Source organism: Geobacillus vulcani PSS1 (genome assembly GCF_000733845.1).
Classification (GTDB): Bacteria; Bacillota; Bacilli; order Bacillales; family Anoxybacillaceae; genus Geobacillus; species Geobacillus vulcani.
This window is the reverse complement of sequence record NZ_JPOI01000001.1, coordinates 2,895,493-2,916,496: the sequence shown is the minus strand read 5'-3', so window position 1 is coordinate 2,916,496 and position 21,004 is coordinate 2,895,493. Positions and strand designations below refer to the sequence as shown.

At 53.8% G+C, this 21,004-nt stretch carries 23 protein-coding genes and 1 pseudogene; 17 read left to right on the top strand and 7 right to left on the bottom strand.

Going from position 1 to position 21,004, the window contains the following annotated elements:
• Window positions 1–9: 9 nt before the first annotated feature.
• Window positions 10–279, bottom strand: a complete 270-nt coding sequence (locus N685_RS0115695; RefSeq protein WP_031409901.1) for an excalibur calcium-binding domain-containing protein — start codon at window positions 277–279, stop codon at window positions 10–12.
• A gap of 126 nt (window positions 280–405) precedes the next feature.
• Between N685_RS0115695 and N685_RS0115690 the strand changes: the two genes are divergently transcribed.
• From N685_RS0115690 to thiE, 8 genes and pseudogenes are all read left to right on the top strand, one after another.
• A complete protein-coding gene (locus N685_RS0115690) occupies window positions 406–1,242 on the top strand; it encodes an HAD family hydrolase (RefSeq protein WP_031409899.1) in 837 nt (278 codons plus the stop codon).
• Window positions 1,243–1,415: 173 nt separating this feature from the next.
• Window positions 1,416–3,098, top strand: coding sequence for a long-chain fatty acid--CoA ligase (locus tag N685_RS0115680; RefSeq protein WP_031409897.1), 1,683 nt, complete (start codon window positions 1,416–1,418; stop codon window positions 3,096–3,098).
• Window positions 3,098–3,583: pseudogene (locus N685_RS0115675) on the top strand (phosphotriesterase family protein); the annotation flags it as partial. The gene N685_RS0115680 and the pseudogene N685_RS0115675, both read left to right, overlap by 1 nt.
• Before the next feature lie 153 nt (window positions 3,584–3,736).
• Window positions 3,737–5,425 carry a DUF6044 family protein gene (locus tag N685_RS0115670; RefSeq protein ID WP_031409893.1) on the top strand — a complete coding sequence of 563 codons (1,689 nt, stop codon included), beginning with the start codon at window positions 3,737–3,739 and terminating at the stop codon, window positions 5,423–5,425.
• Complete coding sequence (locus tag N685_RS0115665) at window positions 5,418–6,431, top strand: glycosyltransferase family 2 protein (RefSeq protein ID WP_031409891.1); 1,014 nt, start codon at window positions 5,418–5,420, stop codon at window positions 6,429–6,431. Before N685_RS0115670 ends, N685_RS0115665 begins: the two co-directional genes overlap by 8 nt.
• 171 nt (window positions 6,432–6,602) lie before the next feature.
• Window positions 6,603–7,412 carry a hydroxyethylthiazole kinase gene (thiM, locus tag N685_RS0115660; RefSeq protein ID WP_031409889.1) on the top strand — a complete coding sequence of 270 codons (810 nt, stop codon included), beginning with the start codon at window positions 6,603–6,605 and terminating at the stop codon, window positions 7,410–7,412.
• A gap of 18 nt (window positions 7,413–7,430) precedes the next feature.
• Window positions 7,431–8,231, top strand: coding sequence for a bifunctional hydroxymethylpyrimidine kinase/phosphomethylpyrimidine kinase (gene thiD, locus N685_RS0115655; protein WP_031409887.1), 801 nt, complete (start codon window positions 7,431–7,433; stop codon window positions 8,229–8,231).
• A gap of 5 nt (window positions 8,232–8,236) precedes the next feature.
• Window positions 8,237–8,902 (top strand): thiamine phosphate synthase, encoded by a 666-nt coding sequence (gene thiE, locus N685_RS0115650; protein WP_031409884.1) that lies wholly within the window; start codon window positions 8,237–8,239, stop codon window positions 8,900–8,902.
• A gap of 180 nt (window positions 8,903–9,082) precedes the next feature.
• Here the strand turns inward: thiE and N685_RS0115645 are convergent, their stop codons facing one another.
• Window positions 9,083–10,078, bottom strand: a complete 996-nt coding sequence (locus tag N685_RS0115645) for an acyltransferase family protein (RefSeq protein ID WP_031409882.1) — start codon at window positions 10,076–10,078, stop codon at window positions 9,083–9,085.
• 126 nt (window positions 10,079–10,204) lie between these two features.
• On the opposite strand from N685_RS0115645, the gene N685_RS0115640 reads away from it, so the two are divergent.
• The 4 genes from N685_RS0115640 to N685_RS0115625 all read left to right on the top strand — a co-directional run bounded on the left by N685_RS0115640 (window position 10,205) and on the right by N685_RS0115625 (window position 11,564).
• Window positions 10,205–10,366 (top strand): hypothetical protein, encoded by a 162-nt coding sequence (locus N685_RS0115640; RefSeq protein ID WP_237746916.1) that lies wholly within the window; start codon window positions 10,205–10,207, stop codon window positions 10,364–10,366.
• A complete protein-coding gene (locus N685_RS0115635) occupies window positions 10,367–10,546 on the top strand; it encodes an H-type small acid-soluble spore protein (protein WP_031409878.1) in 180 nt (59 codons plus the stop codon).
• 108 nt (window positions 10,547–10,654) lie between these two features.
• Window positions 10,655–10,825 (top strand): twin-arginine translocase TatA/TatE family subunit, encoded by a 171-nt coding sequence (locus N685_RS0115630; RefSeq protein WP_011231011.1) that lies wholly within the window; start codon window positions 10,655–10,657, stop codon window positions 10,823–10,825.
• A 163-nt stretch (window positions 10,826–10,988) separates the two neighbouring features.
• Complete coding sequence (locus N685_RS0115625) at window positions 10,989–11,564, top strand: YitT family protein (protein WP_031409875.1); 576 nt, start codon at window positions 10,989–10,991, stop codon at window positions 11,562–11,564.
• Between the two features lie 231 nt (window positions 11,565–11,795).
• On the opposite strand, the gene N685_RS0115620 is transcribed toward N685_RS0115625, so the two are convergent.
• Complete coding sequence (locus tag N685_RS0115620; protein ID WP_237746915.1) at window positions 11,796–13,154, bottom strand: S8 family peptidase; 1,359 nt, start codon at window positions 13,152–13,154, stop codon at window positions 11,796–11,798.
• Window positions 13,155–13,445: 291 nt separating this feature from the next.
• Here N685_RS0115620 and N685_RS19865 point away from each other — a divergent pair, with 291 nt between their 5' ends.
• The gene (locus N685_RS19865) at window positions 13,446–13,586 is read left to right on the top strand and encodes a hypothetical protein (protein WP_167333009.1); all 141 of its coding nucleotides are present in this window, start codon (window positions 13,446–13,448) and stop codon (window positions 13,584–13,586) included.
• Between the two features lie 77 nt (window positions 13,587–13,663).
• Here N685_RS19865 and N685_RS0115610 read toward each other — a convergent pair whose 3' ends face one another.
• Together N685_RS0115610 and N685_RS0115605 are read right to left on the bottom strand one after the other, a co-directional pair.
• Complete coding sequence (locus N685_RS0115610) at window positions 13,664–14,020, bottom strand: hypothetical protein (protein ID WP_031409871.1); 357 nt, start codon at window positions 14,018–14,020, stop codon at window positions 13,664–13,666.
• A gap of 44 nt (window positions 14,021–14,064) precedes the next feature.
• Complete coding sequence (locus N685_RS0115605; RefSeq protein ID WP_031409870.1) at window positions 14,065–15,168, bottom strand: sensor histidine kinase; 1,104 nt, start codon at window positions 15,166–15,168, stop codon at window positions 14,065–14,067.
• Window positions 15,169–15,392: 224 nt separating this feature from the next.
• On the opposite strand from N685_RS0115605, the gene cysK reads away from it, so the two are divergent.
• The 3 genes from cysK to N685_RS0115590 all read left to right on the top strand — a co-directional run bounded on the left by cysK (window position 15,393) and on the right by N685_RS0115590 (window position 18,479).
• A complete protein-coding gene (gene cysK, locus N685_RS0115600; RefSeq protein ID WP_031409868.1) occupies window positions 15,393–16,316 on the top strand; it encodes a cysteine synthase A in 924 nt (307 codons plus the stop codon).
• Window positions 16,317–16,667: 351 nt separating this feature from the next.
• The gene (locus N685_RS0115595) at window positions 16,668–17,747 is read left to right on the top strand and encodes an AbrB family transcriptional regulator (RefSeq protein WP_033842458.1); all 1,080 of its coding nucleotides are present in this window, start codon (window positions 16,668–16,670) and stop codon (window positions 17,745–17,747) included.
• A 93-nt stretch (window positions 17,748–17,840) separates the two neighbouring features.
• On the top strand, window positions 17,841–18,479 hold the full coding sequence (locus N685_RS0115590) for a Bax inhibitor-1/YccA family protein (RefSeq protein ID WP_031409863.1): 639 nt from the start codon (window positions 17,841–17,843) through the stop codon (window positions 18,477–18,479).
• Window positions 18,480–18,535: 56 nt separating this feature from the next.
• Here N685_RS0115590 and N685_RS0115585 read toward each other — a convergent pair whose 3' ends face one another.
• On the bottom strand, window positions 18,536–19,339 hold the full coding sequence (locus tag N685_RS0115585) for an ABC transporter permease subunit (protein WP_031409861.1): 804 nt from the start codon (window positions 19,337–19,339) through the stop codon (window positions 18,536–18,538).
• On the bottom strand, window positions 19,336–20,223 hold the full coding sequence (locus tag N685_RS0115580) for an ABC transporter ATP-binding protein (protein ID WP_031409860.1): 888 nt from the start codon (window positions 20,221–20,223) through the stop codon (window positions 19,336–19,338). Before N685_RS0115580 ends, N685_RS0115585 begins: the two co-directional genes overlap by 4 nt.
• Window positions 20,224–20,398: 175 nt before the next feature.
• On the opposite strand from N685_RS0115580, the gene N685_RS0115575 reads away from it, so the two are divergent.
• Complete coding sequence (locus N685_RS0115575) at window positions 20,399–20,986, top strand: TetR/AcrR family transcriptional regulator (RefSeq protein ID WP_031409859.1); 588 nt, start codon at window positions 20,399–20,401, stop codon at window positions 20,984–20,986.
• The last annotated feature ends 18 nt before the right edge of the window (window positions 20,987–21,004 follow it).

Sequence of the window (21,004 nt, the reverse complement as noted above, 5' to 3'; positions counted from 1 at the left end):
GCAAAGAAGCTAACGTTCACAGGCGATCCCATCTTTATCTCGATCCAATCGTTTGTTGGCATCGTATAATGCTTTCGAGACATAAGGCTTATATCTCGTTTTTCCTCCTTTGTTTTTGACAGAGGCGGAGCGGGCCACGCCCCCTGGATAATCTTTGTTGAGCGCGGCGCAGTTTGGATACGTTTGGATTTTGGCTGCCGCTTCGGCCAAACGGAACGAATCGAAGAAAAAGCTGGCTGCGAGCGCAAAGGAAAGGACAAGCGAGATCACGAATCTCATCATGTGTTCCTCCTCTTTGCAACATGATGGTAAGCTTTTCTAGAATCATATTTTGCCATATTGGCGTTCGTCTATCAACCAAAAACGAACAAGCAAATGATGACGGGCCAAGAAAGGGGAAACGGTATGCACGGGGCAGACATCAAAGCGATCGTCTTTGATTTGGACGGAACATTATACGAGGAAACGGAGCATTTTGACCATTATGCCGAGCGGGTGGCGAAACGTCTTCGTGAAGCAGATCGGCCGCGGTTTTGGGACGATTACCGCGCCGTGCTCGCCGGTTGTCATCCGCTTCGCATCGGGAGCGTGTACGATGCGAAAGAAGACTTGATTGTATGGCTCGAAGAAGGCGCGGTTCGTGAGGTGTTCCGTTGGAGCGGCGAGCCGTTGACGAAGCGGGAGATTGAAACGGTTTACACGAAGCCGGTGGCGGTTGACTTGGACCGCTTTTTCAGCATCGGCGACCTTTGGTGGGTGCCAAGCTCGATCGGCCGCCATTACGGATTGACGAGCGAAGACACCTACGCAGCGTTTTTGGAGACGCGCGAATGGATGATGGGGTCGGAATTCAAAATGAACGGGGCGCCGGGGTTGGCGGAGACGCTCGCCGAATTGTGTGAAAAAGCGGCGCTTGTGTTAATGACGAACAGTCCGGAGCCGGACAGCGAAGCCATTTTGCGGAAGCTGGGGTTGGCAGATGTATTTCACCATAAAATTTTCCGAGCTGCCAAACCGATTCAAACGGCCGCCCACTTGGAAGCGATCCGGGCGCGTTTTGGCGTCGACTATCGGCAAATGCTTTGCGTCGGTGACAACATCGGCAATGACATCGCGCCGGCCCGCCGGCTCGGCTGCCGGACGATGTTGATCGACCCCTATGGCTTGGCAAAACAAGGGGATGCAGATTTCATTGTCGCTTCCACGTCGGCGTGTGTGCCGGTGCTGCGCCGCCTGTTGTAGGCGGTGTATTTTTTTGTTTTTTATATTCTGAAAATTATTGAAAATATTTATGAAAGCGTGTACAATAAAAACGGATGGTTATATACCAACCGGTCAGTAAAAAAGCTATTCAATGCTGCTTGCGCGGAGGCTGCCGCATGGAACGATCGCGTGAAAAGGAGGAGGGGAACGGAATGAATACGAGACATTACCCGTATTGGCCGAAACGGCTCTCGAAAACGCTGGCTGTGCCGGAGACGACGCTCATCGATCATCTCGAAACGTCGGCGAAGCGCTATCCGAACAAAGCGGCGATTTACTATTACGGAGCCGTGTATTCGTACAAACAGTTGCTCGGTGAAGTGAACGCGTTGGCCGGCTATTTGCAGCAAAAGCTGTCCGTCAAACCAGGTGACCGCGTTCTCTTGTACATGCAAAATTCACCACAGTTTGTTATCTCCTACTATGCCATCTTGCGCGCTGAAGCGATCGTTGTGCCGATCAACCCGATGAACACTTCAGAAGAGCTTTCCTTTTACGTCAATGATTGCGAAACGAGAGTCGCCTTCGTTGGACAGGAGCTGCTTGACAAAGCGACCCCGCTCCTTGGACGAACGCCGTTGGAGCAAATCATCGTCGCCGCTTATTCCGATTACGCCTCCGATGAATCGCCGGTTTCGCTTCCGGCGGAAGTGGCAGCGCCGCGGCGGGTTTTGCATGATGAGCGAATTCGCCTGTGGAAAGACTGCCTTGATGCCCAATTGTCGCCCCTTCCGTACAACGGCCATGTCGATGACATCGCCGTTTTGCCATACACATCCGGGACGACCGGGGTGCCGAAAGGCTGCATTCACCCGCATCGAACGGTGAACGCCAACATCGTCGGCGCCTACCATTGGGGCGATGTGACGAGCGACTCGGTTGCGTTGGCGACGCTGCCGTTTTTCCATGTCACGGGGATGGTCCATAGCATGCATACGCCGATTTTCGCCGGCGCCGCTATGGTGTTGATGACGCGCTGGGATCGGGACGCGGCCGCCCGGCTGATCGAGTTGTACCGTTGCACGCATTGGGTGAACATCAGCACGATGCTCATCGACTTTTTGGCCAACCCGGCGCTTGGCCGGTATGATATTTCCTCGCTTTCGAGCATTTCCGGCGGCGGAGCGGCGCTTCCGGAAGCGGTCGGAGAAAAATTGTTCCAGCTCACCGGCGTCCGTTATTTTGAAGGTTACGGGCTGACAGAGACGATTTCGCAGACGCATTTCAATCCGCCGGATCGGCCGAAATTGCAATGCCTCGGCGTCCCATCGTTTGACGTCGACGCGCGCATCATCGACCCGGCGACGGGGCGGGAGCTTGGCGTTGGCGAAGTTGGGGAGATCGTCGTTTGTGGCCCGCAAGTGTTCCGCGGCTATTACCGGCGTGAAAAAGAAACGGAAGAGGCGTTCATCGAGCTCGACGGCAAGCGGTTTTTCCGCACCGGCGACATCGGACGGATGGATGAGGAAGGCTACTTTTTCATCGTCGACCGCGTCAAACGGATGATCAACGCTTCTGGATACAAAGTGTGGCCGACCGAAGTCGAGTCGCTTTTGTACAAACATCCGGCTGTTCAGCAAGCGTGCGTCGTCGGCGTGCCGGATTCGCGCCGCGGCGAAACGGTGAAGGCGTTTATCGTCCTTCATGACGAGTATGTCGGCAAAGTAACGGAAGAAGAGATCATTGAATGGTCCAAGACGCAAATGGCTGCTTACAAATATCCGCGCCTCGTTGAATTCCGCTCGTCGCTGCCGATGACGTCAAGCGGCAAGCTGCTTTGGCGAAAATTGCAGGAAGAGGAATATGAAAAAGCGGGGAAAGGGGTGAACGCCTGATGGCGAAGACGGTCGAAACCGTCCTTGGCCCAGTGCCGGTGGAACGGCTTGGCAAAACGCTCATCCACGAGCATTTCCTTTTCGGTTATCCAGGGTTTCAAGGCGATGTGACGCGCGGTCCGTTCCGCGAAGACGAGGCGCTTCGCGTCGCAGTCGAGGCGGCGGAAAAGATGAAGCGGCACGGCATTCAAACGGTTGTCGATCCGACGCCGAACGACTGCGGGCGCAACCCGGCATTTTTGCGGCGCGTTGCTGAAGAGACGGAGCTGAACATTATTTGCGCCACCGGCTATTATTATGAAGGGGAAGGTGTCATCAAGCTCGCCTCGAGCAAAGGGCGCATCACCGAGTACGAAAAGATGTTCTTCCGCGCTGCCGCCCGCGCGCAAAAAGAGACGGGCGCGGTCATCATCACCCATACGCAAGAAGGGACGATGGGGCCGGAACAAGCCGCCTATTTGCTTGAATCCGGTGCCGATCCAAAGGTGAATAGAAAACCGCCGTCATCCGGCTGCAACTGGCCGACGGCGGTTTTTTTGTTTGGACGGGAGGTCCGTTTTTTTCCATTGCCATGAATAATTTTCCTGTTTGGTTGAACAATAAGGAAAGACATGAGTAAAGCGAAAGGGGGAGAAAAGGTGCCGTCCATTGAAAAGCGACTCCTGCTCTTCTCTTTCGTTGCCATCGCCTTGTACGTGTCGCCGTATTTTGTGCTCGGTGAGGATGCGCATATGCGCGTCCACGACAATTTGGATTCGAACATCGCCTGGTATAAGGTGCTGGTCCGAAGCGGCGAGCTATTGGGACCGGTCGATGGCGTCATCCCGCAAATCATCAATGGACTGCCGCGCAACGCGTTCGGCACGGAATTCAGCGGCATCGTTTGGCTTCACGCATTGTTTCCGTCTATTTACGCCTATGGGCTCAGCCAAGCTATCACCCGTGTCTTTGCCTTTATCGGCATGTATTTGTTGCTGCGAAAACATGTGCTGCCGGATGAGCGATGGGGATGGATTCGCATCGGCGCTTCTTTGGCGTTTGCGTTGACGCCGTTTTGGCCATCGGGGATGCTAAGTACGCTCGGGATGCCGTTGGCGCTATGGGCGTTTTTAAATATCCGCAACGGCGAGCGTTCGTGGGTGAACTGGGCGGTGTTGACGTTCTTGCCGCTCTATTCGAGCTTCGTGCTAGGGTTTTTCTTTTTCTTGAGCGCGCTTGGGATTTGGTGGTTCATTGATGTCATCCGCGGCAAGAGGTGGAATTGGCGGTTTTTGGCGGCCATCGCCTATATGACGATGCTTTATTTGGCGGTTGATTACCGGCTTGTCCATTCGCTGTTGTTTTCCGATGAGCCGACAAGCCGCGACGAATATTTCCACGCTCGTCTGCCGCTTTGGCGCGTCATCCGATTGACGTTCAAAAACTATGTGCTCGGCCATACACACGTCATGACCGTGCATGGGCTCGTCGTTTTGCCGTTGACGCTCGTTGCCTTGTATATGGTATGGAAGCGGAAAAGCTGGCGGCGGGAGAAGCTGTTTTTGCTTTTGCACGGGTTGAATTTCGCGTTGTCGACATGGTATGCGTTTTGGTTTTACAAAGGATGGCTGCCGCTCACCGAACGGTTCGATTTGCTCGATAAGTTCAATTTCGCCCGCTACCACTTTTTGCGTCCGATGGTGATTTACGTCTTGTTTGCGCTGGCGCTGAAAATCGTTTGGCAGGAAGGACGAAAATGGCGAGCGGTCGGCGCGGCGGCGATCATCTTGCAGCTTGGCGTGCTTGCCTTATGCAATGAGGAAATCGTCTACCGCAATAAGCCGTCGTTTCGCGAGTTTTATGCGGAAAAGCAGTTTGCCGCCATTCGTGAGTATATCGGCCGCCCGGTTCATTCATACCGCGTGGCGAGCATTGGCATCCATCCGGCGATCGCCCAATACAACGGGTTTTACACGCTGGATACGTACAACAACTTTTATCCGCTCGAATACAAGCATCGGTTTCGCCGCATCATCGCCAAGGAGCTTGCGAAAAACAAAAAACTGCGCGAGTATTTCGATGAATGGGGCGGGCGCTGCTATTTGTTCGTCGATGAGCTGGGCAAGCGGTATATGTTTCAGAAAAATTCGAAGCGGACGATTCGCCGCTTGGAATTGAACACAAACGTGTTTTATGACATGGGCGGGCGCTACATTTTTTCAGCGCTGCCGATTGAAAATGCCGACGAAAACGCCTTGCGCCTTGAGCGGGTGTTCCGTTCGAACGAATCCGCCTGGACGATTTACTTATATAAAGTCGTGCCGAAGGGAGGAAGGTGGCATGATTGAACCGACGTTGGCCATTGTTGTGCCGTGCTACAACGAAGAAGAGGTGCTGCCGGAGACGATCCGCCGCCTGCGGGAGCTGCGCGATCAACTGGTGGAAGAGCAGCTCATTTCGGCTAAAAGTGCGCTTTTGTTCGTTGATGATGGCAGCCGTGACGACACATGGAAGATCATATACAAAGCGAGTTTGCGCCACCCGGAAGTGAAAGGGCTGAAGTTGGCGCATAACGCTGGGCATCAAAACGCGCTGCTTGCTGGGCTGTTCGCCGCAAAAAGGCATGCCGATTGCCTCATTTCGATCGACGCCGATTTGCAAGATGATGTGGCGGCGATTCGTGAATTTGTGCAAAAATTTCGTGAAGGCTATGACATCGTCTACGGCGTGCGCCGGCGGCGCGATGCCGATACGTGGTTCAAGCGTCATACAGCGCAAGGGTTCTACCGGCTGATGAAGGCGTTGGGCGTCGATCTCGTTTACAATCATGCCGACTACCGCCTGATGAGCCGGCGCGCTGTGGATGCGCTTGAACAGTTCGGAGAAGTGAACTTGTTTTTGCGCGGCATCGTCCCGCTTTTGGGATTTCGGTCGGCAACAGTTTATTATGATCGAAAAGCGCGGCTGGCCGGAAAAACGAAATATCCGCTGAGCAAAATGATCGCCTTTGCGCTCGATGGCGTGACGTCGTTCAGCGTCACCCCGATCCGTTTTATTTCGTTCGTTGGGTTTCTCTCGTTTGTTGTCAGCCTGATGTTTGGCGCCTATTTTCTTTTCCTCAAATGGGCCGGGCATACGGAAACGGGGTGGACGTCGCTCATTACGTCTATTTGGCTGTTAGGAGGGTTGCAGCTAATGGCGCTCGGGCTGATTGGGGAATATATTGGGAAAATTTACAAAGAGACGAAACGGCGGCCGCGCTATATCGTCGATTTGGATTTGTGGAATTGGCCGCTGCCGCAGCGGCTGTCGCCGTCTGACGAAGGGGGCGCGACGGAACTGACCAGGCTTTAGTGCGATCAAAAGGCAGCTACAGAGAGGGAGCTGCCTTTTTTCTTTGTCTTGCAATTCAAAAAAAGAAGGAGTAGACTGATGGGTGGGACGAACGGGTTGGTTCGTTGGCCAAACATATGGCGGCTGTCAGTGCACGGTTGTGGAAAAGGGCGCGAAAGGGGAGAACGAGAAATGGCCAATTGGCATGAATGGGCGGAACTGCTCGAGCGGGTGAGAGAGAAGAATCCGCTCGTCCATAATATCACGAATGTCGTCGTGACGAATTGGACGGCGAATGGATTGCTTGCGCTCGGCGCTTCGCCGGTGATGGCGTATGCCAAGGAAGAAGCGGCCGAGATGGCGCAGCTCGCCGGCGCACTTGTCCTCAACATTGGGACGTTGAATGCCGAAGAGGTAGAAGCGATGCTGATTGCCGGTCGGGCGGCCAATGAAGTTGGCGTGCCGGTCATTTTCGACCCGGTCGGGGCCGGGGCCACGCGCTATCGGACGGAGACAGCGCGCCGCATCGCGGAACAGGTCAAGCTCGCTGTCGTTCGCGGCAATGCGGCGGAAATCGCCAACATGATCGGTGAGGCGTGGGCGATTAAAGGGGTGGATGCCGGCGAAGGAGGCGGCGATCGAGTGGCGTTGGCCAAACGGGCGGCGGAGCAGCTTGGCGCCGTTGTTGCCATTACCGGAAAAGAGGATGTCGTCACGGACGGGCAGACGACGCATCTCATTCAGAACGGCCATCCGCTGTTGACGAAGGTCACCGGGACAGGCTGTTTGCTGACATCGGTGATCGGAGCGTTTGCGGCGGTTGAGCGTGATGCCGTGAAGGCAACGGTGGCGGCGCTTGTGTATTACGGCGTCGCAGCGGAGCAGGCGGCGGCCAAAGCCGAGGAGCGCGGGACAGGCAGTTTCCAGACAGCGTTTTTGGACGCATTGGCGTATACAAGCGTCGATGATGTCAAACGGCATGGCCGGGTGGAACAACGGTAAAAGGGGAGGAGAAACACAATGGTGTACAAAGCGTTGACGATTGCCGGGTCGGACAGCGGCGGCGGCGCCGGCATTCAAGCGGATCTCAAAACGTTTCAAGAGCTTGGCGTCTTCGGCATGTCAGCGATTACGGCCGTGACGGCGCAAAACACGCTCGGCGTGCAAGGCGTCTACCCGCTGTCGGCGGAAGCTGTTGCCGCCCAGATCGAATCGGTGGCGGTGGATTTAGGCGCGGATGCGGTGAAAACTGGCATGCTCTTTAGTGCCGAGATCATTCGTACGGTTGCTGAACAAGTGAAAAAGCATAAGTGGGAGCGGCTGGTCGTCGACCCGGTGATGATCGCTAAAGGCGGCGCGCCGCTGTTGCAGGAGGAAGCGGTGGCTGCTTTGAAAGAAGAGTTGTTGCCGATGGCGCTTGTCGTTACACCAAACATTCCGGAAGCGGAAGCGTTGACGGGCGTTGTCATCCGCACGATGGATGACCGCCGCGAAGCCGCGCGCCTCCTCCACCGGATGGGCGCCCGCTATGTCGTCGTGAAAGGCGGCCATGACGATGATGGCGAAGAAACGGTTGACCTGCTGTATAACGGCAGCGAATTTTCCTATTTTAAGAGCAAGCGAATTGATACGCGTCATACGCACGGAACGGGGTGTACATTTGCCGCGGCGATCGCCGCTGAGCTGGCGAAAGGTCGCCATCCTGCTGATGCTGTGGCGACGGCGAAAGCGTTTGTGCAATCAGCGATTGCCCATCCGCTCGGCATCGGCCGAGGCCATGGACCGACGAACCATTGGGCGTATCGTCAATACGGGGAGTGAGAACGATGGGGCGCATTGCGAGCGGCGAAATGAAGGAACGGCTCGCCGTGTACTTCATTATGGGAAGCCAAAACAGCGAGCGGCCGGCTGTCGACGTCTTGAAAGAAGCGCTTGACGGCGGTGTGACGCTCTTTCAATTCCGCGAAAAGGGGCAGGGCGCTTTAACAGGGGCGGACAAAGAGGCGCTCGCTAGGCAGCTGCAGCACCTTTGCCGAGCTTATGGGGTGCCGTTTATCGTCAACGATGACGTCGAGCTGGCTCTCGCCATTAATGCCGACGGCGTCCATGTCGGTCAAGATGATGAGGACGCGCGGCGCGTGCGGGCAAAAATCGGCGATAAAATTTTGGGCGTCTCAGCGCACAACGTCGAAGAGGCGATGGCGGCCGTTGAGGCGGGCGCCGATTACCTCGGCGTCGGCCCGATTTACCCGACCAGTTCGAAAGAGGATGCAAAGGAAGCGCAAGGACCGGATGCTCTCCGCCGCTTGCGCGAAGCCGGGATCACCATTCCAATCGTCGCCATTGGCGGGATTACGACAGACAACGCAAAAACCGTCGTTGAGGCGGGAGCGGATGGGGTGTCTGTCATCAGCGCCATCGCTTCGGCTCCATCGCCAAAGGCGGCGGCCGCCGCCTTGGCGGAAGCGGTGCGGGCTGCCCGCACGCGCTGAATGAAAAAGGCGGTTTCCACTTGTAGGCAAGGCTCCATAATGGAAAAAGGCTGACCCAAAAGGCCGGCTGTCTTCCAGATAGATACAAGATATAGCATAACAAAAACATTCAGTGCGTATATACTAGTGATGAAAGAGGGTGTCCCGATCCTTTTGGGACACCCTCTTCTTTTTTGACGGCTAGGTCATTGTCTGGCGCCAGTTCGGCCATCGCCATTCCAACAACGGCCGCACGAGCCGGACGACCGGCTTGCTTCCAAGGATGAGCATCATGGCAACCGATAGGGCAAACAGAAGCGGATAGCCGTGCACATCCATAATAAAGTCTGGGAATGGCGTCTCGTGCAAATATTTTAAAATAAACCCGTGCAAGATATAGATGTAAAACGTGCGCGCCCCGAGCACGGAAAAGGAGAAGCGCCGGCTCGGGATGAGCGACAGAAAGCCAAACATCATGAGCAGGCTCGCCCCATAAATGGCGAGGCGGCTCGCAATGCCGGCTGATTCCGAGACGCCAAGCGTATCGTACGATTTTGAGCCGTACAGCCAATCTTGCGGCAAATCCGGAAACCCGAAATGGATGACGAAAAACATGCCAACGAGCACTGCAAGCGAAACAAGCCGCACTGGGGCGGCAAACAAGCGCTCGATCGCTGACTTTTGAAAGAAAAATCCAAGCAAAAAGAATGGGAAAAACGTGAGCGTCCGCGACAAGCTGAGCCATTTTTCCGCTTCCATCATGCCGCCGGCAAGGCCGAAAAGAAGCGCCATCGGCAATGCGATCCGCTTTGGCAGCCGGCCGAACCATAACAGCAGCACGTTCCAGCTAAACAGGCTGAGCAAAAACCATAAGCTCCAATGCGGGGTCAATAAGTCAAGTTCCAGCGACTGTTTGTCATACAGGAAGAAGTAGTAGATCGAATACAGCAGCTGGAACAGAACGTACGGGATGAGCAATTTTCTCGTGATCTTTTGCAAGTAGCCGTGCTCATGGAATTTTTTTGCGAAATAGCCGGAGATGAAAATGAACGCCGGCATGTGGAAAAAGAAAATCCACGTATACAAGCTGTGCACCCATAAGACGCCGTCAATGTACGGGCGCAGAAAGTGGCCAAACACAACGAGGAGCATGAGCGCGCATTTCGCGTTGTCAAAATAATAGTCCCGCTCCTTCATAGTGTTTTCCTCCTTTCTGTATACACCAATTCGAATCATACTCCTTCTTTTTGAGGGAGTCAACGCAGGAAACGAAGCGATGGGCTGTCCGCTGTCATCAGTTTGCCAAAGAAAGGTGATGATTCGGTGAAAAACGATCGGCGCAAAATGGACGATATGACGCAGTTACTTGAAATCATCAACGCCAAAGGAGACGAAGGCGAGCTTCACGAGATCGTCTGCAGCGACGAGTTGTTTTGGAAAAGCTTGCGGGCGCAGGCGGAGGACAGTGCGAAAGGAGGGGAGTAAATGGAACTGTTGCGGGCGAAGCGAATTGCTGAAGCTGGGGAGATCGTTCCGGTGATGTATAAAGGGAAACAAGTGGTGATTCAGCATGTTGACGATGAGCGTGAAATGGCGCGCGTTTATTTTGCCGATGAGCCGGAACACGAACAAGACGTACCGGTGCGACTGCTTGAGGAACAATGAGAGCTGTGCAAATTGTCGCTGTTTTGTCAAGGGAAAGCCGATGACACCGTCCGTTTTTCTATGGTATAATGATTCAAGAAACGACGTTTGAACATTGGAGTGACCAACATGAACATCGGCTTTGGAGAAATTGCGCTCATCGTCTTTTTCGCTTTGCTCATTTTCGGGCCGAAAAAGCTGCCGGAGTTGGGACAGGCGGCTGGGAAAACGCTGCGCGAATTTAAGAATGCGACAAAAGGCATCATCGATGATGACGAGACGACAAAAGCGCAAAAATAAGAGGTTGGGCGTAGGGGCCTAGCCTCTTATTTTTTGCCATAGCCAAACAATGGCCATTTTCCTCCGCCGTAAAAAAGAGACAAGCTCTGTTGAGCGGAGCCATATACATATTATGAAGGCATGTTGACCCGTTGGGATAAGCCGGTGGCGGAGGGGTTTCATGATGATCAAAAAAATGGCGGCGATTCTCGTTGGCAGCCTGCTTCTTGGCGTCGGCATCAATGTCTTTTTAGTCCCTCACCATTTGCTTGATGGGGGGATGATCGGGCTTGGGCTGATCGCCAAATACGTGTGGCACGTTCAGGCTGGGTTGACGATGATCGTCTTAAGCGTCCCGCTTTATGTAGCAGCTTGGTTCTACTACCGTCCGTTTTTTTACAACAGCTTGCACGGACTTTTATTTTCTTCATGGATGATCGACGTATTGTCCGTTTTGCGCGGCGTGGTGATGTTGGATCCGCTCGTAAGCGCAGTCATCGGCGGGATGCTCGTCGGCGTGGGCATCGGCTTGATGCTGCGCGAGGAGACGAGCACAGGCGGAACTGACTTGCTCGCCCAGTTTATTGCTAGATGGACGAACTGGAACGTCGGGATGATTATTTTTGTGATTGATGCTTGTATTATTTCGGCCGGAAGCATCGTCATCGATTCCGTGCCGTTCATCCACTCGCTTGTCGTTGTCACGGTCGTCGGAGCGGTGACGACGATGTTGACGCGCGAAAAAACGATGGGGGTATAGTCCGAATTCCCCATCGTTTTTCGTTTCAGCAGAAATTTAGGCGCGCCTCTATGGAATGTGGCATCGCTTGCCGGCGTGGGCTGTTCGCCCCCAGAGGCGCCGTTTTCGGCTGTTTGCTGACTTGATGCTGCGGATGCCGTTTCAGCGTCGTTCACACAGGGGGGAGCATCTTGTCTGTTTGATTTTTCGCAGAGGCGTGTTCCCCAATGTCGCTGGAAGGAGACGCGCCGGTCATCGCTTAGCCAGTTCGAGCGCGCGGTAGACGTTAATCAGCCCATAGCCGTAATACGGATCTTTTCCTCTCTCTCCCAAATCGTCAGCGCTTTCGAGAATAATGTCTCGCACTTCATCGTTCGAGAGTCGTGGATTGACGGAGCGGATCAAAGCGGCGAGCGCCGTGACATGCGGCGCGGCCATCGACGTGCCGGAAAGAGCGGCGTACCGGTGGCCGGTAAACGTGCTGGCAATGTTCGTTCCAGGCGCGACAACGTCCACATAGTCGCCGTAGTTGGAATAAAGCGCATAGGAGAGATCCGGGTCAACCGCTCCGACACTGATCACTTCCGGATAAGCGGCTGGAAAGCTTGCCTGTGACGTGCTGTCGTTGCCGGAAGCGGCGACAAGCACGACATCATGGGCATCTGCGTAGCGGATCGCCTCCTCAAGCACCGAGGACGGTTGGTAGTTGCCAAGGCTTAAATTGATGACTTTTGCCCCGTGGTCGACTGCCCAGCGGATTCCTTTCGCTACATCAATGCTCGTCCCATATCCGTCCGCATTTAATGCTTTAATGGCCATGATGGGGTTAAACCATGTCATGCCGGCCACTCCTTCGCCATTGTTTGGTTGCGAGGCGATGATGCCGGCGACATGGGTGCCATGGCCGTTTTCGTCATTCGGAGAGCGGTCGTCGGCCAATACGTTATATCCGGGCAGAAGGCGACGGGTTAAATCGGGATGGGTCAAATCGACTCCGCTGTCGATGATGGCGACAGGCACATTCCGCTTGCCGCGCGACAGCGTCCAACCAGCTTCCGTATGAATGGCCGGCAAGTTCCACTGGTAGCGGGCGTAAAACGAATCGTTCGGCATCGGCACCGGCTTGTTCCACTCATTTTGCATGTAAATGTAGTGCGGTTCACAATAATCAACCATCCGAAGGGATCGGAAATAACGGCGCATTTCCTCATACGTTTGCTCGCGCGAGCGGAATACAAACACGTGGTCGACCTGCTTCGCGAGCTGGCCGGCGATGGCTGCTTCCATTTGTTGAAGACGGCTTTCCGATGGCAACACTCGAAAACGGACCACAATCTCATTGGCGAAATAATGGCTTCGGTCGCCGCGGCGGTTATGGCGAATTTCCCGGATGCGCGGATGCTTGTTCAGCTGCTGTTTCAGCTGTTCGCCCGCACCAAGGCTGTCCAACGCCACAACGGTCGGATGCGCGGGTGCGTCTTCCATGTGAAACGGTTTCAGCCGGGGCGGGGCAGGGGCATTCTCCTCGGGCGTCGGACGGACGAAGGCAGCCGCCGCTATGATGAGGGTGATAACAGCGCCGGCTGCCGCCCAAGTCGAGTAGCGTTTCACGTTGTTCACCTCCTTCATTGTTAGGATGGTCGATTGACCGACAAATCATGAAAAATGGGATTCACCTTTTGCCACGGCGAATCCCATTTTCTTCTTCAGCGGCCGACCGATTGCATACAGATGCCATTTGACATGTTCACATTTACGGCTTTTACCAAGATGATTTGTTGTCGCTCACCTCGCGCCGACTGCATTGTGCGGTCGTTTGTTCTGCGCTCATGCCGTTGGGAATAGTTCCCTTGCAACGCCGTTATAAGACGGCTCACACTAATAGGCAGGGGAGGGAAAGTGATGAGTGAAACATGTTTTTACTGTCAATGCGAGTGCAATGACACAGTGCATTACGTGTCGTTCCATACGAATGGCGAAGAACGCGAAGAAACGCTTTGCCCGGAATGTTACCGAGAATGGCTGCAAGGCATGAAAGGTTGACCTTTCTTCCTGCTTTCATTATTGCTTGGCAGCGAGGCTTTCTTCGCGAAATGATGATGAGAAAAACCGCACCGTGGTCAAATCGGTGCGGTTTTTTGGGACAGGGGCGGAGTGGCGATGATGTCCGCCAAATCACTGTCTTCGTCATAGGCGCGGTAGACAGCGGCTTTCGTACGCGGAGCATGGACCGATAAAAAGAGAATGCGTTCCTTGCCTTCGCGGGTGACTTTCGTTTCCATTTTCAATGCCACTCCGTTTATAGCGAGCGAGTAGAACCGGTACGTCAAGCCAAGCCATGTGCGTTCTGACCGCACGGTATCTGGATGATGGCGGATGAACGCAGCGAGTTCGGCGAACGAATGCGCTTCCCGCTCGAGCCATTCGCGGATGGCACTTGCCGCCTGCTCCAACCAGCTTTTCCAAGACGTTTTCATCGGCATCACCTTTTTTCCTCCATCTTGCCCATTTTCGCTGTTCGTTATGCAGGGAGGCGGATGGAAAACGTCGTCATGTTGTCGTCGGAAGAACAGCAGATATCCCCGCCGTGGTCTTCGATCACTTTTTTGCAAATGTACAGGCCGATGCCGGTTCCGAGTTTTTTCGTTGTAAAAAACGGCTCGAAAATCGTTTCAACAATGTCGGCCGGAATCATCGGGCCGTTGTTGGCGATTTCGATGATGATGATTCCGTCTTGGCAGCGGGCGGCGATGTTGATCCGCCGTGGTTTTTCCCTTTCTTTCACCGCTTCGATCGAGTTGAGCAAAATGTTCACCAGCACCTGGCGCAGCTGGTCTTTATAGGCAAATATATGTATGGATTCATCGATTGCCAGCGAAAGGTCGACATCACTGTCGACGATCGTGGCGTACAAAAACTCGATAATTTCCTCTAGCAGTTGGCGTAGCGAAAACGTTTCTTTCTCACTTTCGACAATTTCTTTGCGTGAGGCATGCAAAAATTGCGAAATGCGAAATTTCAGCTGCTGCAGTTCATGATCGATAATGTCTAAATAGGGAAGATGCGGATGTTCAAATTTCAATAATTGAATAAAACCGATAATGGCTGTCAACGGGTTGCGGAATTCATGGACAAAGCTGGATGACATTTGTCCAAGCAGCGTCAGCCGGTCCTGATGCGACTTGGCAATGAGCGTGTTTTTTTCATGCAGCTCTTTTTCTTTTAACTCGTTGTATTTTGTGACAGCATGAAACAAAAATTGGTCAAACAGCTCGTTTAAATGGTCGATGAGCGGAGCCAGCTCGTTGACCGACAGCGGTGCGGTCAACGTGTGATTGATGATCAGCCGCCGTCCAAGGTTGACGTTGTAGACGAGGGTGCCGATGCCGGCGTTCATTTCCGCTCGTTCTTTGGCGATTTTGTTGGCTAACCGTTCGACCGTATCGCTAGATAGCGACCGCAACAGTGCTTCTTTCACCAACTCAAACACTGCTAAGCCGTTTTGTTCGACATGATCGATGTATTTGTCATCGTCGGCGATTTTCATATGTTGCCGCCAATAGGCGAGAAAGCTCGGCAAATGGGCTTCCAAATGGGTGACGAGCTGCTGTGCGGCAGATGCCAAAAAAGCCACCTCGCTTTCCATCGTTTATTTTTTATTATAAGGGGGAATATCCGACTAGAACAGAGGAAAAATCGCAATCGGTCCGACCCAACGAATTTCCGTTTGCAAACAACGATTGGAAAACGCCCGATGCAGCCGGCGGGACAGACTGTTTGAACGAAAAAAGAAAAATCATCTATAATGAAAGGGGAAAACCAATACTTTGCTAAAGGTTGGGGACGGTCGTGAAATTGTATGATTCGATTTTAGATTTGATCGGCGGCACGCCGATTGTCAAGCTGCGCCGCCTTCCGGACCCGAACGGGGCGGATGTATACATGAAGCTTGAATCGTTTAACCCTGGCGGCAGCGTCAAAGACCGACCGGCTTGGGAAATGATCCGCCGCGCCGAAGCGGAAGGGAAAATTGCGCCGGGAAAAAGCACGATCATTGAACCGACATCCGGCAACACCGGCATCGGCTTGGCGATGGTGTGCGCCGCCCGCGGGTATCGCTGCATCATCACGATGCCGGATAATGCGACGGTCGAGCGGGTGAAAATTTTAAAGGCGTACGGGGCCGAAGTCTATTTGACGCCGGCGGAGAAACGAATGCAAGGGGCGATCGATGAGGCGAACCGGCTCGCCCGCGAGATCCCTGACAGCTTCATCCCGATGCAGTTTGAAAACCCGGCCAACCCGGACGCGCATCGGCATACGACGGCGGTGGAAATTTACGAAGCGTTCGATGGGCGGCTCGATGCGTTCGTGCTCACCGCCGGCACCGGGGGAACGGTGACGGGAACGGGAGAAGAATTGAAAAAGCGGATCCCGAATTTGCGCATTTATGTCGTTGAACCGTACGGCTCGCCCGTCTTGTCGGGCGGCAAGCCGGGGCCGCACAAAATTCCCGGCACGGGTCCGGGGTTTATCCCGAAAATTTTAAACCGCTCGATTTATGATGACATTTTTTTGATCAAAGATGAGGATGCCCAGCAGATGGCGCGCAAACTGGCGGCGAAGGAAGGCATTTTGGTCGGTGCTTCGGCCGCGGCCAGCGCCTATTACGCCATCAAAGTGGCCGAGCAGCTCCCGAAAGGCGCCCGCGTTCTTTGCATGGCGCCGGACTCCGGCGAACGGTATTTGTCATCCGATTTATTTGCCGATTAAGCGAATGGCGCAAAAGATGACGGCACATTTCCTTGCCGTTCGTGGGCAAGGGAAGAATAAGGGTGTCTCAAAAGGAGCGGGACACCCTCTTTCACCGTTATCATGCGTATTGACTGTTTCTGCCGCACGATATATTGGGCTGATCTTCAAGGCAGACGCCTTTTTGGATCAGCCCCTGTTTTTGTTTGGCGTTTCTTAGTTTGCCGAAAACGGATCATCAACGATCGTGCCGTCCTTGTTTGCCCAATCGCTGCCATCTACACGCAGAAAGGACCGATACGAGTCGTTCACTAAAGGCGGAGGGAAGTGTTCCATTTGGCTCCGGAAGGACAACAAGGGAAGAACAACCTGATGCACATCGCCTTGACGTTTGTCATTGCAGCGTCAGGCGGCATCGGATTTGCTCTTTTGCGCGTCCCGCTTCACTGGGTGCTTGGTCCGGCGGCGGTGTTGCTTATAGCGGAGCGTTTTTTGAAAGGAAAGCTGTATTGGCCGATGGCGATTCGCAACGCCGGGCTCATCCCGATCGGCTATACGCTTGGCACATCGATGACGGCGGCGACGCTCGCCGAGATGGGCCGACAGCTGCCGTCAATGTTGTTGGTGACAGTGTTGATTTTATTGTTTAGCTTTCTGCTGTCTTGTGCGGCGGCGCGCATAACCGGCATTCCGCTCCGCTCGATCGTCACCGGCAGCATCCCCGGCGGGTTGTCGCAAATGCTCGTTCTCGGCGAAGAGCTAAAAGGAGTCGACATAACGGTCGTTACGCTCTTTCAAGTGATGCGCCTTATGGGCGTTGTCTTTCTTGTTCCGCTCATCGCTTTAGGCCCGATGTTTTCCGGCAGCTCCGGAGCGGCTGTGGATGCTGGAACCGAGCGAGGGCCGGATTGGACGGTGGGCCTTGCTTTATTGTATTTCATCGTTACCGTTGCTGGCGCACTAGTTGGCAAGCGCCTAAAACTGCCGACCGCGTATTTGCTTGGTCCGATCATCGGGACGGCGGCGCTGGTGATCGCTGGGGTGCCGGCGCCGAACTTGCCGGCGCCGATATTGGACATCGCGCAAATTACGATGGGGGCGTATCTCGGTTTAGCGCTTAAGCCGGCTGATATGAAGGAGAAACGGAACATGATGCTTGCGGCGGCTGCCACCGGTTTTTTCCTTATTTTGTTTTCTATGGCTTCCGCGTTTGTGCTGACAAGCTGGCACGGCGTCCCTTATTTGACCGCTTTCATCGCTTTGGCGCCGGGCGGCATGGATCAGATGGGGATTTTGGCGCAGGAAGCGCGCGCGAGCCTTGCGATCGTGACGAGCTACCAAATGTTCCGCATTTTCTTCATCCTGTTCGTCGTCCCGCCAGTGCTGAAAAAACTGTTCGCGACCCGCTGGTTTCAACGGATCGAACGTTGGCCAATGCGGCACGGCGGATAAGGATGGCGCGATGGCTATGGCAGCGAAAAAAAGAGGGGACTGTGACAAGAAACAAAAATATGTTAAACTAGAAAGAAAAAGGAGGGGGTTGCCATGAATCATTCGACCGTTTATCGTCCGCACAGCCCGGTGGCGAAGTTGGCGGTTTCATTTCTCGCGGCGTTGGCCGTTGCGACGGCGGGGCTGTACGCCGGGCAATGGGTGCCGGCCGGCCTTTATTTGCCGCTTTATGCGCTTGAACTCATTTTGCTTTTGGTGATGATCTTCGCCCGCAGCAAAAAAGCGGTCGGCTATCCGCTCATGTTTGCCTTTATGTTTGTCTCGGGGGCGACGCTTTATCCGCTCATCGGCTATTACATTTCCATCATCGGCGCGGCGGCGGTGTTCAAAGCGTTTGCCCTAGCGGTTGTCTCGTTTACGGGCGTTGCCATTTACGCGGCGCGAACGAAAGAAGATTTTTCGTTCCTCGGCGGATTTTTGATGCTTGGCGCGTTTGCGCTCCTTGGCTTGTTGATCATTCAATGGTTCATCCCGTTCTCGAGCGTCGGGCAAATGGGAGTGGCGGCGCTAGGGATTTTGATTTTCCTTGGCTTTACGATTTACGACATCAACCGTTTGGCCCGCTATGGCTTTACGGAAGCGGACATTCCGATGATTGTCGTCAATATTTACCTTGATTTCATCAACTTGTTTGTCTACATTTTGCGTTTTTTCGCCAGCGATGACGATTGAGCATCAAAAAGGGCTGCCAAAAGGAGCAGCCCTTTTTTCTATGACGAGGGCACGGATCAAAGCGGCAAGTCGCGCTTGGCAAACAGGCCAATTCCTGCCGTGTAGCCGAGGGCGCCGAGCGCGAATAACAACAGGGAGACAGGGAGCCATTCCGCTTGGCCTTGGGCGATGTTTCCAGGCTCGAAGGCGGCAAAGATCGACCCATATCGGAGCCATTCGGCTTTCTCGGCCAGCTTGCCGATGAGATCCAAGCTGTAAAACAGAACGGTGGCTCCGCCGGATAACGACAGCGCCCGTTTTTCGTCATTGGCCATAGCGGAAAAGAAAAACGAATAGCCGCTGATGGCGAAAAAGAGAAGGAACCCAAACGCATTCATGATCAGGAACCGCTCTGCATCGAGAGCATCATCGGCAACGAACCACGCGTCGGCGGCAAAGCCCGCGGCGATGGTCGAGACGCCGATCGCCGCTAATCCCGTAAGCAGTACGAGCGCTTGGGTGAAGGCGATCGTTCGCCGCGAATTCGGCGTCGCAAGCAAATAGGCCATCCAACCGCGGTCGATGGGGCGCGCCATCAGGTGATTGGCGGCGGTCACGCAGTAAATGGAACCGATTAAAATAAACAGCAAACCGTAATACTCCCCGGCAATGAATTCGAGCAGGTTGTCCATGCCGGTGATGTTGAACGCTTTGAGGATCTCGCTCGGCAGCTGCTGCAGATAATGGTTGAAGGCTTTCGAATCGGCCAACGATGGGTAGATGGCGGCAATCAGCGCAATATAAAAGGCTGATCCGACCGAATAGCTGATGATCGTTTTGGCCTGCGCTTTGACCATATGTTTATATAAAGCGGTATTCATCGTTCATCCCCCCGGCGATCATAGTAATGCAGAAAAATATCTTCTAAGCTTTGCGCATGGATATCGAGGCTTTGCACCTTGTATTGGGCCAGCTCACGAATGAAGGCATCGTAGTTTCCTTGCAAGGCGATGCAGACGCGGCGGCCGGCATGGTGGACGACCTCGAGCGGCGAGGCGAGCAGTTTCGCGACATCCTCTTCGCGGGACAAAATGACGTCAAACAGTTTCCGTTGCATCGATTGCAGTTCATGAACGTCATTGACCGCTATCAGACGGCCGTCTTTCATGATCGCCACTCGGTCGCACGTCCGCTCGATTTCAAGAAAGATGTGTGAAGACAAAAAGATCGTTTTCCCTTTTTGCTTTTCTTCACGGATCAGATCGATGAACGTTTGCTGCATGAGCGGGTCAAGGCCGGATGTCGGCTCATCGAGAATGATCACTTCAGGATCATGCATGAGCGCGGCGACAAGGCCGACTTTTTGCTTTGTTCCCTTGGACATTTTCCGGATCGGGAGGCGGACATCCAATTGCAACCGTTCAATCAGCTCGTCGCGGTAGCGGGTCGTGTTCATTCGCCGCATCCCGGCCAGCAAGTCGAGCAATTCCATCCCGGTCATTCCTTCGGGGAAGGCGATTTCACCGGGCAAATAGCCGATTAACGCCTGCACCTGAACCGACTCACGCCAACAGTCGAACCCTTTGATGGCGGCGCGTCCTTTCGTCGGTTTCAGAAATCCAAGCAAGTGCCGGATCGTCGTCGACTTGCCGGCACCGTTCGGCCCTAAAAATCCGAATACTTCCCCTTCACGGACGGTTAAGGTAACATCAAAAATGCCCTTGCCGTTTGGAAAGACTTTGGTCAACTGTTGCAGTTCGATCATGGCGCGATCTCCCCCGAAATCGGTTTTTGAAATATTTATGTTTAAATATTTCATTTTTATTATACGATATTATTTAGAGATTCATCAATGAATTTTGTGATTTGTTTTTATTTATATTTCATTATATTGAGCGGTAAAATAAGAGAAAGAACAACAAGGCGGAAGGTGGTACTGGATGAACGGCTTTGCCAGGCGGACAGAACAAAAAAAGCAGGCGATCAAGCAGGCGGTATTGGAGCTGCTCCAGAAAATGAGGGATCCACGCGAGGTAACGATCCAAGAGATTGCGAGACAGGCCCATGTATCGCCGGTCACGATTTACAATTATTTCGGAAGCAAGGAACATCTCATCCGCGAAACGCTCCTTGATGACGTGATCCGGCAAGTGGATGAATACGAGGCGTTTTTGAAGCAAGCGGAATCGTTTGAAGAAAAGGTGAAGCATACGATTTTCCAAGAGGTGAAATTGTTTAAAGAAGGTTGGACAGATGTGATGCTCTGCTGGATGCAGGAGGATGAAGAATTTCGCCGTTCAATCGAGCTGATAAATGAAACGCGGGTGCTGCCGCTGGTGGTGGACATGATTCGCGAAGCCCAGAAAAAAGGGGAAGTGGACCCGCGTTTATCGATCGAGGCGCTGTTGCTTTACTTGAACGGATGGCGGGAGCTGTCGGAAAAAATTCCCCCTTCCTTGTATAACGAGCGATTGGTCGAAGACATGGTGCGGCTGTTTTTTTATGGTGTGAAAGGGGAGACGCGGTGAAGCAGGAATCGGCGGGGA